Origin of the sequence: Streptococcus sp. 2022WUSS037, from assembly GCF_044427225.1 — a bacterium.
Classification (GTDB): Bacteria; Bacillota; Bacilli; order Lactobacillales; family Streptococcaceae; genus Streptococcus.
Genome location: NZ_JAOTGJ010000007.1, coordinates 61,496 through 77,652 on the forward strand (window position 1 = coordinate 61,496; position 16,157 = coordinate 77,652).

Annotated in this window: 17 protein-coding genes; 14 read left to right on the forward strand and 3 right to left on the reverse strand. The window is 40.5% G+C overall.

Annotation, left to right across the window (positions count from 1 at the left end; all coding sequences use genetic code 11):
• Positions 1-6: 6 nt before the first annotated feature.
• The 7 genes from ODU55_RS04650 to ODU55_RS04680 all read left to right on the forward strand — a co-directional run bounded on the left by ODU55_RS04650 (position 7) and on the right by ODU55_RS04680 (position 3,543).
• The gene (locus tag ODU55_RS04650) at positions 7-222 is read left to right on the forward strand and encodes a helix-turn-helix transcriptional regulator (RefSeq protein ID WP_398582033.1); all 216 of its coding nucleotides are present in this window, start codon (positions 7-9) and stop codon (positions 220-222) included.
• Positions 219-977 (forward strand): DUF3169 family protein, encoded by a 759-nt coding sequence (locus ODU55_RS04655; protein ID WP_398582034.1) that lies wholly within the window; start codon positions 219-221, stop codon positions 975-977. Before ODU55_RS04650 ends, ODU55_RS04655 begins: the two co-directional genes overlap by 4 nt.
• A gap of 31 nt (positions 978-1,008) precedes the next feature.
• Positions 1,009-1,518: a DUF3278 domain-containing protein gene (locus tag ODU55_RS04660; protein WP_398582035.1), complete on the forward strand. Its 510-nt coding sequence runs from the start codon at positions 1,009-1,011 to the stop codon at positions 1,516-1,518.
• A gap of 19 nt (positions 1,519-1,537) precedes the next feature.
• Complete coding sequence (locus tag ODU55_RS04665; RefSeq protein ID WP_398582036.1) at positions 1,538-1,741, forward strand: hypothetical protein; 204 nt, start codon at positions 1,538-1,540, stop codon at positions 1,739-1,741.
• A 101-nt stretch (positions 1,742-1,842) separates the two neighbouring features.
• On the forward strand, positions 1,843-2,532 hold the full coding sequence (locus ODU55_RS04670; RefSeq protein ID WP_398582037.1) for a lysostaphin resistance A-like protein: 690 nt from the start codon (positions 1,843-1,845) through the stop codon (positions 2,530-2,532).
• Between the two features lie 9 nt (positions 2,533-2,541).
• Positions 2,542-2,859: a hypothetical protein gene (locus ODU55_RS04675; RefSeq protein ID WP_398582038.1), complete on the forward strand. Its 318-nt coding sequence runs from the start codon at positions 2,542-2,544 to the stop codon at positions 2,857-2,859.
• 9 nt (positions 2,860-2,868) lie between these two features.
• Positions 2,869-3,543 (forward strand): lysostaphin resistance A-like protein, encoded by a 675-nt coding sequence (locus tag ODU55_RS04680; protein ID WP_398582039.1) that lies wholly within the window; start codon positions 2,869-2,871, stop codon positions 3,541-3,543.
• A 35-nt stretch (positions 3,544-3,578) separates the two neighbouring features.
• Here ODU55_RS04680 and nrdF read toward each other — a convergent pair whose 3' ends face one another.
• The 3 genes from nrdF to nrdH all read right to left on the reverse strand — a co-directional run bounded on the left by nrdF (position 3,579) and on the right by nrdH (position 7,675).
• Positions 3,579-4,538 (reverse strand): class 1b ribonucleoside-diphosphate reductase subunit beta, encoded by a 960-nt coding sequence (gene nrdF, locus ODU55_RS04685; protein WP_398582049.1) that lies wholly within the window; start codon positions 4,536-4,538, stop codon positions 3,579-3,581.
• A 730-nt stretch (positions 4,539-5,268) separates the two neighbouring features.
• Positions 5,269-7,428: a class 1b ribonucleoside-diphosphate reductase subunit alpha gene (nrdE, locus tag ODU55_RS04690; protein WP_398582040.1), complete on the reverse strand. Its 2,160-nt coding sequence runs from the start codon at positions 7,426-7,428 to the stop codon at positions 5,269-5,271.
• A 28-nt stretch (positions 7,429-7,456) separates the two neighbouring features.
• The gene (gene nrdH, locus ODU55_RS04695; protein ID WP_398582041.1) at positions 7,457-7,675 is read right to left on the reverse strand and encodes a glutaredoxin-like protein NrdH; all 219 of its coding nucleotides are present in this window, start codon (positions 7,673-7,675) and stop codon (positions 7,457-7,459) included.
• A gap of 386 nt (positions 7,676-8,061) precedes the next feature.
• Here nrdH and acnA point away from each other — a divergent pair, with 386 nt between their 5' ends.
• The 7 genes from acnA to ODU55_RS04730 form a co-directional block, all read left to right on the forward strand.
• On the forward strand, positions 8,062-10,731 hold the full coding sequence (gene acnA, locus ODU55_RS04700; protein WP_398582042.1) for an aconitate hydratase AcnA: 2,670 nt from the start codon (positions 8,062-8,064) through the stop codon (positions 10,729-10,731).
• Positions 10,728-11,846 (forward strand): citrate synthase, encoded by a 1,119-nt coding sequence (locus ODU55_RS04705; protein ID WP_398582043.1) that lies wholly within the window; start codon positions 10,728-10,730, stop codon positions 11,844-11,846. Before acnA ends, ODU55_RS04705 begins: the two co-directional genes overlap by 4 nt.
• Before the next feature lie 2 nt (positions 11,847-11,848).
• Positions 11,849-13,036, forward strand: coding sequence for an NADP-dependent isocitrate dehydrogenase (gene icd, locus ODU55_RS04710; RefSeq protein ID WP_398582044.1), 1,188 nt, complete (start codon positions 11,849-11,851; stop codon positions 13,034-13,036).
• A 148-nt stretch (positions 13,037-13,184) separates the two neighbouring features.
• Positions 13,185-13,448, forward strand: a complete 264-nt coding sequence (locus ODU55_RS04715) for a phosphocarrier protein HPr (RefSeq protein WP_024378446.1) — start codon at positions 13,185-13,187, stop codon at positions 13,446-13,448.
• A 4-nt stretch (positions 13,449-13,452) separates the two neighbouring features.
• On the forward strand, positions 13,453-15,186 hold the full coding sequence (ptsP, locus tag ODU55_RS04720; protein ID WP_024377259.1) for a phosphoenolpyruvate--protein phosphotransferase: 1,734 nt from the start codon (positions 13,453-13,455) through the stop codon (positions 15,184-15,186).
• Positions 15,187-15,288: 102 nt separating this feature from the next.
• Positions 15,289-15,417 (forward strand): hypothetical protein, encoded by a 129-nt coding sequence (locus tag ODU55_RS04725; RefSeq protein ID WP_398582045.1) that lies wholly within the window; start codon positions 15,289-15,291, stop codon positions 15,415-15,417.
• Positions 15,418-15,570: 153 nt separating this feature from the next.
• A partial coding sequence (locus ODU55_RS04730; RefSeq protein WP_398582046.1) for a PD-(D/E)XK nuclease family transposase occupies positions 15,571-16,157 on the forward strand: 587 nt, incomplete at its 3' end.

Here is a 16,157-nt window from a genome sequence, read left to right on the forward strand (position 1 = left end):
AAACTTATGGAATATGTCTTAAAAAATCGGCTCAAGGAATTACGAGCCAGAGATGGTCTCAATCAGACAGAGCTAGCAAAGTTAGCAGAGGTATCACGGCAGACCATTAGCTTGATTGAGCGGGGCGAATACACGCCCTCGGTGGTCGTTGCTATGCGTATAGCACAGATTTTTAATGAAAATGTGGAGAATGTCTTTCAATTAGTGGAGGTTGAAGAATGAAACAGGGGAAACAATTAACGACAAAACAAAGATGGCTCAGAAATCTTACATATTTGTTTTTGGGAGCAATTTTCGGAGCATTTTGTGGCTTTTTTGGAGTATCGATTTCTAAGCTTGGATTACCGTCTTTTGTCAATTTAGATAATTTCTTGTTTTGTTTGCGTATCATTACTTTTGTAATTTTTGCCGGAACCATTTATTTTGGTATTAAAGCTAATAAAAAATACCATCTTTACCATTCTATTTCAGATGAGGAAGAAGAATACTTTGATGAACTGTATAAAAAAATGTATCGTAACCTAGAATATGCGACCATATCATTTAATGTTGCCGTATCATTGACTCTGTTAAATTTAGTTTTAGGATTTGGAGTTGCCTTCTTAGAAGAGAGTGCGGTTATGTATGGGTCAATTTTTGACTTGGTTCTCTTTATCGTACTTCTAATTACTCAAGTGATTATTATTAAATTAACAGAGAAAATTCGAGACTATAAGTTATCTGCATTTGCTACAGTAAAAGAGATGAAAGACTTTGCTGAGGCAATGGACGAGGGGGAGAAACAAGCAAACTACGAAATGAGTTTCCAAATCGTCTTCACTTTGAATCAAATCGTGTTACCAGGTTTGTATCTATTCCTATTTGTACTTAGCATGCTATTGCAGGAGCGACAAATTACAGCATTTCTAGTTGTTGCCTTTCTTCACATTTACATCAATGTCATGCAGGTTCGCATGGTTCGTCGTTACTTCAAATAAGAATGTTATGAAAGGTTTTTAGGTAATAGTTATGAAAAAGGAAAATGTACACATAAAAGCAATTCGTTATTTCTATGATATTGTTGGTGAGTTAGACGCGGTGTCTTATGCGACCTTGACCAATTTCGGCAACAATATGTATATGCTCTTTATGACAGTGACACTGGTGAGCTTTCTAGTTAGTTTTGCACTGGGAGAAGATGTCATGGGAATTAGCCTCTTCTTGACACTGGTTTATTCTCAATTCAAACAGAACGCCATTATCAAACAGTTGGCTTTGGATAAGTTGCTTGTTGCCAAGGCTGATGTGAAATTGGCTCGGAAGAAAATGATGAAACGAACTCTGTATCAAACCCTACAGATTGCTGTCTACAGTCTGCTAGTTAGTATTGGTATCTGGCAGTTACATATTCCACAGGAAAGCGGAACAAGTGCAGCCGAGTATTTCCAGTTTGTCACTCCCATGACAGTTGTCCTGCTGACTCTTGTTGGATTCCTTAGTTTCAATATTGTTAACCGTAAGAAAATCAAACTTATTTAGTTTAAATGGAGGTTAACTTATGAAAGTGTTTATGAAAATTTATCTTGTCCTATTAATCGGCCTAGGTCTCTACGCAGTTGGTTATATTTTCGGAGAGTGGCTGGCTACTGGGCAGATTGATTTGTCAACCCTGAATATCCTCTTGCCATTGGTTTTGGGCTTGCCAGCTCTGCTGTCGTCATTTAGTTTCTCTTTTATTACTTCGTTAACTCGCCTTGCCTAACTCCAGTTATGCCTGCGGCTCGTTGCCTAGTACTAAAAGTAAACTAAAAGACTTTATCTTTTAACAAACGAAAAATAATTGTTTATATTAAGGAGATTGCTATGAATAGACTTGGAAGTGTCAAAGATTGGAATGTGGTTAAAAATTGGAAGTTTCTGCTGGTGGGTCTGGCTGTCGTTGCACTAAATGTATTGACCCAGATGGCTATGTTTACCCTGCCAAATTTTGATGGGAATAACCTTCTGATTGCTGCTGCCTTCTTGTTGGTTGCTGTAGTGCTTGGTCTTATCTTGACTGGTAAATTAGGTCTATGGAAAGGTGAGCAGAAGTGGGGGATGGGTGCGAATGTTGGTTTTGTAGCCCTTGCCTTTATCGTTATGTTTGGTCTGAAAATAATTGGTGGGCAATTAATTGCGCTGGAAGAAGGATATGGTCAGACGACTGCCAATCAGGAAATTATCAATAATTCAGGCTTGCCGACTCTAGTTTTGTTTCTCTTTACAGTTTTCTTTGCTCCAGTTTTAGAGGAACTGCTTTTCAGAGGGATTCTTATGGGGAAAGTCTTTGGTAAGGATTCGATTGTGGGATTATTGCTATCGAGTTTTCTGTTTGGACTTATTCACAATCCTACTAATATCGGATCTTGGGTTGTCTACGGGGGTATGGGCCTGGTCCTAGGTCTAGCCTATCGTATTTCTGGCAAATATACTAATGCACTTATTCTACACAGTCTGAATAATCTTCTCGGATTTTTGTTGATGTTACTAATGCAGAGTCTGGGCTTGATATAGGAGGATAGGATGGAATTATTTTTATGGATTCTAGTAGGATTTCTATTTTTCAATTCTCTATTAGATAGGAAAAAAGTGAAACAGTTGCAAGCTAGGGTAAAAAAGTTGCAGAAAACTACAAAAGGAGAAAATCAGATGTCAGTTTTATTGAAAGAATTGGTCGGAAGTAAGGCTAAAATCCGCTTTGATGAGGAATTTTCAATTGCTTATGAATACAACATTTTGGCAGTTGATGAGGAATGGGTTAAAATTTCCCGTGAATTAGCGAATGGGGAGCTTGAAACCAAGTTGGTACGAGTCGATAATATTATTGACTTGAGCTTTTAGGGAGGGACTATGTTAAAATTTATCAAACACGCCGCATTGATATTCCTATACTTTGTTGCCTATCAAATTGCTTCAGGTTTTCTAATGGTAGGGCCAACCTTACAAATGATTCCTGACATACCTGCCCAGTTGATGGACAGTACAATTTGGATTTGTGCGATAATTGGTCTTGTTCTCTCCATTGCACTCATTATTCTGTTATGGAAATATGTTTATCCACGTCATTCTGTTGACTATCGTGTGACAGCTTTATGGTTCCATAAGATTCAATGGCCGATATTGCTATATATTGCATTTTTTATCTTCCAATTTATTGTACCGGTCCCAGAAAGTGAAAACCAAAAGCTTGTGATCGAATTCGTATCAGCTTATCCCTTGATTGCATTTAGCTCAGTAGTGGTTTTTGCTCCAATTTTGGAAGAATTGATTTTCCGTGGATTTTTTGCGACCTATTTCTTCCCTAAAATGGCAGATATGAAGGCTGTTGGAATCTATCTACTTGTAACGGGGTCTTTATTTAGTCTGGTCCATATGCCAGCAACCCTTTCCCAATTTTTGATTTATTTCACGATGGGACTCAATCTAGGATGGCTTTATCTGATCAAACGCGATATTCGTTATCCGATTGCGCTACATATGCTTAACAATGGTATTTCTTATTTGATGATTGTATTTTTAGTATAAAAAATAAGCAGCTCGAATTGAACTGCTTTTTTTGATTACAAACCGTAAAGATAATCATCATCCTGCATAGCTTCCACTTCACCAAGAAGATAGCCGTTACCGACTTGGGAGAAGAAGTCGTGGTTAGATGTACCAGTTGAAATACCGTTCATGATGATTGGGTTGACATCATCCGCTGAGTCAGGGAAGAGTGGGTCCTGTCCCAAGTTCATGAGGGCTTTATTGGCATTGTAACGAAGGAAGGTCAAGACTTCCTCAGTCCAGCCAACTGCATCATAGAGGGAGCGTGTGTAGCCTTCTTCATTTTCATAAAGTTGGTAGAGCAGGTCGTACATCCAGTCGCGAAGCTTATCTTGTTCTTCCTCGGACAATTCATTGAAACCAAGTTGGAACTTGTAGCCGATATAGGTACCGTGCACAGACTCGTCACGGATGATTAGCTTGATAATTTCCGCAACGTTGGCCAGCTTGTTGTTACCAAGATAGTAGAGTGGCGTAAAGAAACCAGAGTAGAAGAGGAAGGTTTCTAGGAAAACGCTGGCTACTTTCTTTTCAAGTGGTGTACCTGTTTCGTAGATTTCGTTGATAATCTTTGCCTTGCGTTGTAAGTATTCGTTGCTGTTGGTCCATTCAAAGATGTCTTCAATCTCAGACTTGGTGTTCAAGGTTGAGAAGATAGAAGAGTAAGACTTGGCGTGAACAGACTCCATGAATTGAATGTTGTTGTAAACAGCTTCTTCATGCGGTGTACGAATATCATTGCGAAGAGCTTGGACACCTGTTTCAGATTGAAGGGTATCCAAGAGGGTCAATCCCCCAAAGATCTTACCAACCAGGTCTTTTTCTTCAGCAGTAAGTTTACGCCAGTCATCCAAGTCGTTTGATAATGGGATACGTGTATCGAGCCAGAATTGCTCGGTCAACTTTTCCCAAGTTGACTTGTCGATTACATCCTCAATGGCGTTCCAGTTTATGGCTTTGTAGTAGGTTTCCATCATATTCTCTTTCTTTTTCTTATACTTCAAATATTATATCACAAATAGATAGTAGCCTGTAAAAAAATCCCCTAAAAGGGATTTTTAATCGAGCGCTCATTAGTTACTTCATATCATGAACGACAGTGTCGTAAGGTAGCTAGCTAATCCGCTCATAGTGGTTAGCGTAGATTGGGTAGTTGGTTTTCCAACAGCTAATCTTGCTACGTTGAAATCGAGTTCGGGCTAAGGACTTGGCAAAAAAGATAAATCCCTTTGAGATGCAAGTCATCTCTGCGGAATTTCCTATTTTCTCATTTCCAACTTTCAACAGTCTCCCAGACTGTTGAAACGCCCTCACATCTTACGACACGCAGAAACTGAAGACGATATTTCTTCCGTTTCGGAGTTAGTGAGGTAGCTAGCTAATCCGCCGATAGCGGTTAGCGTAGATTAGCTAGTTGGTTTACCAACAGCTAATCTTGCTACGTCGAAATCGAGTTCGGGCTAAGGACTTGGCAAAAAAGATAAATCCCTACGAGATGTAAGACATCTCTATGGTATTTCCTATTTTCTCATTTCCAACTTTCAACAGTCTCCCAGACTGTTGAAACGCCCTCACATCTTACGACACGTAGAAACTGAAGACGATATTTCTTCAGTTTCGGAGTTAGTGAGGTAGCTAGCTAATCCGCCGATAGCGGTTAGCGTTGATTAGCTAGTTGATTTATCAACAGCTAATCTTGCTACGTTAGATCACACAACTTTCACATTGGTTTGCGCCGACTTCTTCGCCGTCATCGGTAAAGGTACGGATGTAGTAGATAGACTTGATACCTTTGTTGAAGGCGTAGTTACGAAGGATAGAGAGGTCACGTGTGGTTTGTTTGTTCTCTTTCTTCCATTCATAAAGAGCTTTAGGTAGTTCACTGCGTAGGAAAAGAGTGAGGGATAAACCTTGGTCGACGTGCTCTGTTGCAGCAGCGTAGACATCAATGACCTTACGCATATCCATATCGTAGGCAGACTTGTAGAATGGAATGGTTTCTGTTGCCAAGCCAGCTGCTGGATAGTAGATTTTACCGATTTTCTTTTCTTGACGTTCTTCAATCCGTTGTGTGATTGGGTGGATAGAAGCAGACACATCGTTGATGTAGCTGATAGAACCGTTTGGAGCAACAGCTAGTCGGTTTTGGTGGTAAAGACCATCTGCCATGACTTTTTCACGGAGGTCAGCCCAATCTTGTCCGCTTGGAATGAAAATCCCTTCAAAGAGTTCTTTGACACGGTCAGATTGTGGTTGGTAATCTCCAGTCACGTATTTATCGAAATAAGTGCCGTCTGCGTATTTTGATTTGTCAAAATTATGGAAAGTAGCCTTGCGTTCGCGGGCAATGTTGTTTGATTCTACCAAGGTCCAGTAGTTGAGGAGCATGAAGTAGATATTGGTAAATTCCACGGCTGTTTCTGAACCGTAGTCAATCAAGTTTTGTGCCAAGTATGAGTGGAGTCCCATGGCACCAAGACCGATTGAATGCGCCTGACTGTTTCCTGCTTCAATAGATGGTACAGCTGAAATGTGTGAATGATCTGTGACATAAGTCAAAGCGCGTGTCATTGTACGAACAGAACGTCCAAAATCAGGTGACTTCATCAGGTTGACGATATTGGTTGAACCGAGGTTACATGAAACGTCAGTACCCATGGTCAAGTATTCTTGCGAATCGTTTAGAACACTTGGTGTTTGAACTTGAAGGATTTCCGAACAGAGGTTTGACATGATAATCTTGCCGTCAACAGGGTTGCTACGGTTAGCTGTGTCGATGTTGATAACGTATGGATAGCCAGACTCTTGTTGGAGTTTAGAAATCTCTGTTTCTAGGTCGCGGGCCTTGATTTTTGTCTTACGAATGCGTGGGTTTGCCACCAACTCGTCGTATTTCTCAGTAATATCAAGGTAGCTGTAAGGCACACCGTATTCCAATTCAACGGAGTAAGGGCTGAAGAGGTACATATCTTCATTTTTACGTGCCAACTCATAGAATTTATCAGGAACAGTGATTCCAAGTGACAAGGTCTTCACACGCACTTTCTCGTCAGCATTTTCCTTCTTAGTCGAAAGAAAGGCGATAATGTCTGGGTGGAAAACATCCAGATACACTACCCCAGCACCTTGGCGTTGGCCAAGTTGGTTAGAGTAAGAGAAGCTATCCTCGAAAAGTTTCATGACAGGAACAACCCCAGAAGCAGCTCCCTCGTAGCCCTTGATTGGAGCCCCTGCCTCACGCAAGTTGCTGAGGGAGATACCAACACCACCACCGATACGGGACAATTGCAGAGCAGAGTTGATGGAACGTCCGATGGAGTTCATATCGTCTGTGACTTGGATGAGGAAGCAAGATACCAACTCACCACGACGGGCACGGCCTGCGTTGAGGAAAGAAGGTGTAGCTGGTTGGTAACGCAAATGAATCATTTCGTTAGCCAAGTTGAGTGCCAACTCTTCATTTCCTTCTGCAAAATACAAGGCGTTGAAGAGAACGCGGTCTTCCATGCTCTCCAAATAGTAGGCGCCATCATTTGTTTTGAGGGCATACTGATTGTAGAACTTGTAAGCTGCCATGAAAGATTTGAAGCGGAAATTTTGGTCTTTCAAGAATTGATCAATTTTGATGATAAATTCTGGACTGTATTGGTCTAAAAACTCTTTTTCAAGGTAATTTTCTTCTAATAGATAAGCAATCTTGTCTAAAATACTATCAAATTGCTTGGTATTTGGGAGGACGTTTTCTTTAAAGAAGGCCTTAACAGCTTCTTGGTCCTTGTGGAGTGGAATTTGTCCGTTGACAGGACGGTTGATTTCGTTATTTAAACGGAAGTAGGACACATCGCCTAATTCTTTCAAACTCATAATCGCAATCTCTTTCTATATAACAGGGTTAGACTAGGGCTTTTAATTTAGTAGGTTGGAAGCCTGAGAAAACATCATTTTCAGTTTCGATAACAGGTGCAGCTGAGAAGCCGAGACCTTTTACGTGATCGATAAATTCAGGCTGTTCATCTAGATTGATTTCTTTATAATCTACACTATGTTGGTCCAAGAATTTCTTGGTCATTTTACACTGTACACAATCATTTTTTGAATAGATCGTTACCATTCAATTTCTCCTTTGTCCATAAGGGATTAATAAAAAATCCCAATTTTGTTACCAATCTAGGATACAAGATTTTAAGGTTAAAGTCAAGAAGGAAGTTTATTTAAAATCACAAAATATAGTGCACAATATTTTCATAAAACACCATATATTGTACCTCCGCTCATTGCTGCTAAGTCGAAAAATAGCGTTTACATAGCTGTTTCTATTTAGTTTGAGAACCCTAACAATCTCTCGGTAAAATATAAATTAGCTTTTTTGTAAATGTCATAATATTTTGAAGGAAACATACGGTGTCACAAAATATAACATTTATAGTTATACATGTATTGAATATATATTACCTTTTGTACTATACTATTCAATAATGCTGAAAGAGGTTATAAAATATGGAAAAATTACATAGAAAAAGCTTGTTTCATAAAGGGAAAGAATATGCATATTATGCATTGGATTCGATTTCAACGGAAGAAAAAGTGGATATTCATTCACTTCCCTATACTATTCGTATTTTATTAGAAAGTCTTTTAAGAAAAGCAGATGGCGTAGACGTTACAAAAAATCACATAATGGAGTTGCTTCATTATCAGGCGGCATCTCCTAAAGGAGAAATCCCCTTTAAACCTAGTCGTGTTATTTTGCAAGATTTTACAGGTGTTCCTGTTGTGGTAGATTTAGCCTCCATGCGTGATGCGGTGGTGAAAGCAGGTGGAAACCCTGAATTGATTAACCCAGAAATTCCAGTGGATTTAGTCATCGACCACTCTGTTCAAGTTGATTTTTTTGGGACTGAAGATGCTCTGGAGAAAAATATTGACTTAGAGTTCGAGAGAAATAATGAACGCTATGAATTTCTGAAATGGGCAGAGAATTCCTTTGAAAATTATCGTGCTGTGCCTCCAGCGACAGGAATTATCCATCAGGTAAACATTGAATTTCTAAGCGATGTTATTATCAACAAGGATGGTTTGCTTTATCCAGATTCTATGTTTGGTACAGACAGTCATACGACCATGATTAATGGTATTGGTGTACTTGGTTGGGGTGTGGGTGGTATTGAGGCGGAAGCTGCAATGTTGGGTGAAGCATCTTATTTTCCTATCCCTGAGGTGATTGGTGTTCGCCTAGCAGGGCAATTGCCTAAGGTTGCTACTGCAACGGATTTGGCTCTTAAGGTCACTCAACTTCTACGTCAGGAAAATGTAGTTGGGAAGTTTGTCGAATTCTTTGGACCAGGTTTATCTTCTCTCACATTAGCGGATCGAGCAACTGTTTCCAATATGGCTCCAGAATACGGTGCGACTTGTGGCTATTTCCCGATTGATGGAGAAACTTTACATTATATGAGATTGACCAACCGTTCGGAGGAGCACGTGGAGTTGACAGAAGCCTATGCTAAGGCTAATTATTTATTCTATGATGCTGAACGTTTTCCGTCTTATAGCAAGGTTTTAGAATTGGATTTATCGACAGTAGTTCCATCTATTTCTGGTCCTAAAAGACCACAGGATTTGATCGAATTAACAGATGCAAAAGCAGAGTTTCAGGCTAGTTTAATACGTGAAGTAGGTGTGCGTGGATTTGGTTTGGAGGAGGCAGAGTTAGATAAAACAGCCATGGTTAAGTACGTTGAAGGAGAGGAGCAAATTCAAACAGGTCATGTTGCTATTGCGGCGATTACCTCATGTACAAATACATCCAATCCGTATGTCCTTTTGGCGGCAGGATTACTGGCAAAAAATGCGGTAGAAAAAGGTCTGGCAGTTTCTAAGACGGTCAAGACGTCATTGGCACCAGGCTCAAAAGTAGTGACTGGCTATTTGAAAAAATCAGGTTTGCAGACCTATCTAGATGCCTTAGGGTTCAATTTGGTTGGTTATGGTTGTACAACTTGTATCGGTAATTCAGGTGATCTGCGTCCCGAAGTAGCGGAGGCGATTAAGGAAGAAGATTTATTGGTTTCTGCGGTATTATCTGGAAATCGTAACTTTGAAGGACGGATTAATCCATTGGTAAAAGCTAATTTCTTAGCGAGCCCTCCGCTAGTAGTTGCCTATGCTATTGCGGGAAATATGAATGTAGATTTAACAAGGGAACCGCTGGGGTATGATGAGAAGCAACAAGCTGTCTACCTTGCGGACATCATGCCAAGTCGTGAGGAGGTAGATGACTACATTGAGCGTTATGTGACTCGTGACCTTTATAAGGAAGAATACCAACAGGTATTTACAGATAGTCAGGCTTGGAATGCGATTGAAACAAAGACAGATAAGAATTACAATTGGAATTCATCTTCTACCTATATTCAAAATCCGCCCTATTTTGAAAATATGCAGGCAGATTTATCCATAAAACCACTGGAAAATTTATCTGTTTTGGCTAAATTTGGCGATTCTGTAACGACAGATCATATTTCCCCGGCAGGGAATATTGCGCGATTGAGTCCAGCCGCTCGTTATCTTGAAGAGAATGGCATTGTTTATAAGGATTTCAATTCTTATGGAAGTCGTCGTGGCAATCATGAGGTCATGATGCGTGGGACTTTTGCAAATATTCGGATTAAAAATGAATTGGCAGATGGAAAAATTGGTGGTTGGACCAAATACAAAGGGGACATTTTACCAATTTATGATGCGGCTATGAGATATAAGGAAGCTGGTGTCGGTAGTATTGTTATTGCTGGTAAAGACTATGGGATGGGGTCAAGCCGTGATTGGGCAGCCAAAGGTTCAAGTTTACTTGGTGTGAAGGCTGTTCTTGCTGAGTCATTTGAGCGGATTCACCGTTCAAACTTAGTGATGATGGGTGTTCTTCCTTTACAATTTTTAGAAGGTCAGTCGGCAGAAAGTCTTGGCTTGACTGGACATGAGAGCTATACAATCGACTTGCCAGAAGATGTCGGTGTTGGTCAAATTGTAACAGTCCATGCGCAAACAGACGATGTTACAAAGGAGTTTCAAGCTCTGGTGCGGTTTGATGCGGAGGCGGATATTCGTTATTATCGCCACGGAGGTATTTTACCTATGGTAGTAAGAAAGAAATTAGGAGGAAAGGTATGACAGAAACGAATGGGTTAAAAGATGCGATTGCCTGTGATACGCGAATCAGTGCAATTGAAAATGACCGCTTGTCCTATGCAGGATATGACATTGCTGAATTGATGGAGAATAACGCTTCTTTTGAGGAAGTCATCTATCTTCTGTGGAACCTGCATTTGCCAACTCAGATTGAATTAAATTATTTTGAGAAAAGCCTGCGAAAAGAATATGCGATTTCAGATGCGGTAGAGCAATGTATTCTGATTCAATCGCGGCGACATTTGCATCCTATGAGCGTATTGCGTTCGACAGTATCTCTCCTTGGAGTATATAATGTACACGCTGAGGAGAATTCGTTAGAAGCTTTGTATGAACAATCTATTCAGATTATGGCCAAGGTTCCGACGATTATTGCAACATTTGCTCGTTTGAGACGCGGATTGGTTCCGATTGAACCGAGAGCGGATTTAGGTTTTGCGGCAAATTTCCTATATATGTTGAATGGAGAAAATCCGACCGAGTTGCAAGTTAAGGCCTTCAATAAGGCATTGGTTCTCCATGCAGACCATGAGTTAAACGCCTCGACTTTTGCCGCTCGTGTGACAGCTTCTACCTTGACAGACTTGTATTCTTGCGTGACGACTGCCATTGGAACCTTAAAAGGTTCCTTGCATGGCGGAGCAAATGAACGGGTGTTTGATATGCTTCTGGCCATTCGAGAATACGGAGATACCGAAGGTTACCTGCAGAAAAAACTGGATTCAAATGAAAAAATTATGGGCTTTGGTCACCGGGTCTATAAAACAGTTGATCCTCGCCAGCAATATTTAAAGGAAATGGCGCGTGATTTGACAGCAGGGACAGAAAATGAAGTTTTTTACACGCTATCGGAAGAGGTTGAGCATTTTATCAAGCATAAGAAGGGCCTGATTCCCAATGTAGATTTTTACTCAGCAACTGTTTATTATGTCCTTGGAATTGACAGTGATATTTTTACATTGATTTTTGCAATGAGCCGTATGGCGGGGTGGATTGCACATGTCCAGGAACAACGGAAAAATAATAAATTGATTCGTCCGCGCTCTTCCTACTTAGGTGGTAGGAATTTGGTTTACATCCCGATTGGAAAGAGGTAAATATGGCAGAAAAGATAGTGATGAGAGATGGAAAACTCACAGTCCCTAATCATCCGATTATTCCCTATATCGAGGGGGATGGTATTGGGCAAGATATTTGGCCAGCGGCTCAAAAAGTCATTGATGCTGCAATTGTAAAGGCTTATAATGGTCAGCGTTCTATTCAATGGATGGAAGTCTTGGCAGGTGAAACGGCGCTAGAGTTGACAGGGACATCTTTACCGGTTGAGACCTTGGAGACGATTAGGGAGCATTTGCTAGCCATTAAAGGACCTTTGGGGACACCGGTTGGTAAAGGACATCGTTCCCTTAATGTTGCCCTTCGTCAAGAGTTGGATCTGTTTGCTTGTGTCCGACCTATTCGCTATTTTAAGGGTGTTCCGAGTCCCTTGAAAAATCCAGAAAAGACCGATATTACTATTTTTCGTGAAAATACAGAGGATATCTATGCGGGGATTGAATGGGAGGCTGGTTCAGATGAAGTTGCCAAAGTCATTTCTTTTCTGCAAGAAGAAATGGGAGTGGTAAATATTCGTTTTCCAGAATCTTCAAGTATTGGTATCAAACCCATCTCGGTAGAGGGAAGTAAACGACTGATCCGCTCTGCGATTGATTATGCTTTGAAGTATGGGCTTAGAACAGTTACTCTCGTTCATAAAGGAAATATCCAAAAATTTACAGAGGGTGGTTTCCGAAAATGGGGGTATGAACTAGCTCAAGAAGAGTACAGTCAGCAAGTAGCAGATGGGACGCTCCTTGTAAATGACATAATTGCGGACAACTTTTTGCAACAAATCTTATTAGCACCAGAAAAATTTGATGTTGTGGCCTTGACCAACCTAAATGGAGATTATGCTTCAGATGCCTTGGCTGCTCAAGTCGGTGGTATTGGTATTTCTCCTGGGGCAAATATCAACTATCAAACTGGGCATGCTGTTTTTGAAGCCACTCATGGAACAGCTCCAGATATTGCTGGAAAAAATGTAGCCAATCCTTGTTCGCTCCTCCTTTCTGCCTGCATGATGCTGGAGTATATGGGTTGGATAGAAGCGAGTTGCTTGATTATTTCGGCTTTAGAAGTTGCTTTTGATAATGGACAGGTGACAGCAGATTTTGCAAAAATGCTAGGAAAAACAGGACTGTCAACCAGTCAATTTGCAGACTTGTTGACTCAGCTTATCGAGAGATAAATCAAGCCAAATAAGGATTTTTCTGCAGCTCAAATTTGAAAGAAAAGCAAAAAATTCTTGAAAATGATTTCAAAAAGTGGTATAATGCTTTTTGTAAGGGTTATCACAAATAACTCACAATTTTGTAAAAATAAAGGAGAATCCAAATATGGCTTCAAAAGACTTCCACATTGTGGCAGAAACAGGTATCCACGCACGTCCAGCAACTTTGCTTGTTCAAACTGCTAGCAAGTTTGCTTCAGACATCACATTGAACTACAAAGATAAATCAGTTAACCTTAAATCTATCATGGGTGTTATGAGTCTTGGTGTTGGCCAAGGTGCTGACGTAACTATCTCAGCTGAAGGTGCTGATGCTGACGACGCAATCGCAGCTATCACTGAAACAATGGAAAAAGAAGGATTGGCATAAGAAGATGACAGAAATGCTTAAAGGAATTGCAGCGTCTGACGGTGTTGCCGTTGCTAAGGCATATCTACTCGTTCAGCCAGATTTGTCCTTCGAAACTGTTACAGTAGAAGACACAAATGCAGAAGAAGCTCGTTTGGATGCAGCTCTTGCAGCATCTCAAAACGAGCTTTCTCTTATTCGTGAGAACGCAGTAGCTAGCCTTGGTGAAGAAGCCGCAGCCGTGTTTGATGCACACTTGATGGTTCTTGCTGACCCAGAAATGATTGGTCAAATTAAGGAAACGATTCGTGCTAAGAAGACAAATGCTGAGACTGGTTTGAAAGAAGTTACGGATATGTTCATCGCAATCTTTGAAGGTATGGAAGATAACCCATACATGCAAGAGCGTGCAGCAGATATCCGTGACGTTGCAAAACGTGTGTTGGCACACTTGCTAGGTGTTCGTTTACCAAACCCAGCGACAATTGACGAAGAATCAATCGTTATCGCACATGACTTGACTCCATCAGATACAGCGCAATTAAACAAACAATTTGTTAAAGCTTTTGTAACAAATATCGGTGGTCGTACAAGTCACTCAGCTATCATGGCTCGTACTCTCGAAATTGCTGCTGTATTGGGTACAAATAACATTACTGAAATCGTTAAAGATGGCGATGTACTCGCTGTTAACGGTATCACAGGTGATGTGATTATCAACCCAACTGAAGAACAAATTGCAGAATTTAAAGCGGCTGGTGAAGCTTATGCTAAACAAAAAGCTGAGTGGGCACTTTTGAAAGATGCTCAAACAGTTACAGCTGACGGCAAACACTTTGAATTGGCAGCAAACATCGGTACACCAAAAGACGTTGAAGGTGTAAATGATAACGGTGCAGAAGCTGTCGGTCTTTACCGTACTGAGTTCTTATACATGGACTCACAAGACTTCCCAACTGAAGATGAGCAATACGAAGCTTACAAGGCTGTTCTTGAAGGAATGAACGGCAAGCCAGTTGTGGTTCGTACAATGGATATCGGTGGTGATAAGGAACTTCCTTACTTCGACCTTCCACATGAAATGAACCCATTCCTTGGATTCCGTGCCCTTCGTATCTCTATCTCTGAGACTGGTAACCAAATGTTCCGTACTCAGTTGCGTGCCCTTCTTCGTTCATCAGTTCATGGTAAACTTCGTATCATGTTCCCAATGGTTGCTTTGTTGACAGAATTCCGTGCAGCAAAAGCAATTCTTGAAGAAGAAAAAGCAAACTTGTTGGCAGAAGGTGTAGCAGTTGCAGATGATATCCAAGTTGGTATCATGATTGAAATCCCTGCTGCAGCAATGCTTGCAGACCAATTTGCCAAAGAAGTTGACTTCTTCTCAATCGGTACGAACGACTTGATCCAATATACAATGGCTGCAGACCGTATGAACGAGCAAGTTTCATACCTCTACCAACCATACAACCCATCAATCCTTCGCTTGATCAACAACGTTATCAAGGCTGCGCATGCAGAAGGCAAATGGGCTGGTATGTGTGGTGAGATGGCTGGTGACCAACAAGCTGTTCCACTTCTTGTAGGTATGGGCTTGGATGAGTTCTCTATGAGTGCAACATCTGTACTTCGTACACGTAGCCTTATGAAGAAACTTGATACAGCTAAGATGGAAGAATATGCTCACCGTGCCTTGACAGAATGTGCAACGGCAGAAGAAGTTCTTGAACTTCAAAAAGAGTATGTTGATTTCAACTAATAGATAAAAAGGGAAAACAGGGGTAGAAATATCCTTGTTTTTTCACAACTTTTTGACAAGAGAGGACAGTACATACTAACTGATATAGCATATTTATACTCAATGAAAATCAAAATCAGACTAGGCGACGCAGATGCAGATAGAACTGAAGTTCATCAAATCAAGTCAACAACGTCTGATTTTGGTTTTCGAAGAGTATTACTGGTAGATGTGACTGAGTCTGTTGTTTAGCCTTGGCTATTGTGGGGTCATTTATAAGAAACGGATTTCTTGTATCTACTTTCTTCATTGAAAAAATAGAATGGTATGCTATAATATAACTAGAAACTTTTCCGAATAAATAGATAGGGAGTATTTCTCTATTACTTTATTTGGAGGATAGAGATGACAAAACGCCGACAGGCAGTCAGTCCAATGGCTGATATTATTGCAAAAAAGATTTTCAATGACCACGAAATCACCATTGATTTCATCAATACTTTTCTAGGTTTTCGCCCCAAGTCTGTTCAGATTTTGAATGGAACCATTGCGGATGTGAAAAAAGAAAGGACTAGTCACTTTAGTACTACGGTGGATATTTTGGCTCGTATGGATGATGGGACGCAAGTTATCATCGAGATACAGGTTGCCTATCAAAACAGTTTTATCAAGCGCTTATGGACCTATTCCTGCCAACATTTGGTCAAGGATTTGCCCAATGTTCGTGACAAGGTCACGCAGACACATGATATGTATGATAAAATCTCACCGATTTATTCGATTGCCTTAGTAGCTAGTAAGTATTTTGATGATGACCAGCCGATTCACAGTTTTGTACTGACTGAAAAAGATGGGGGTCAAGTCTTGGAATTGCCATTTGGCGAACATGAAGAATTGAGAAAACCATTTGAAATGGTCATTATTGAACTGAAAAAATTCCGCAAGGGTCAGCTAGAGAAAAATCAGCGCCAATGGATAGAATTTTTCGCCAA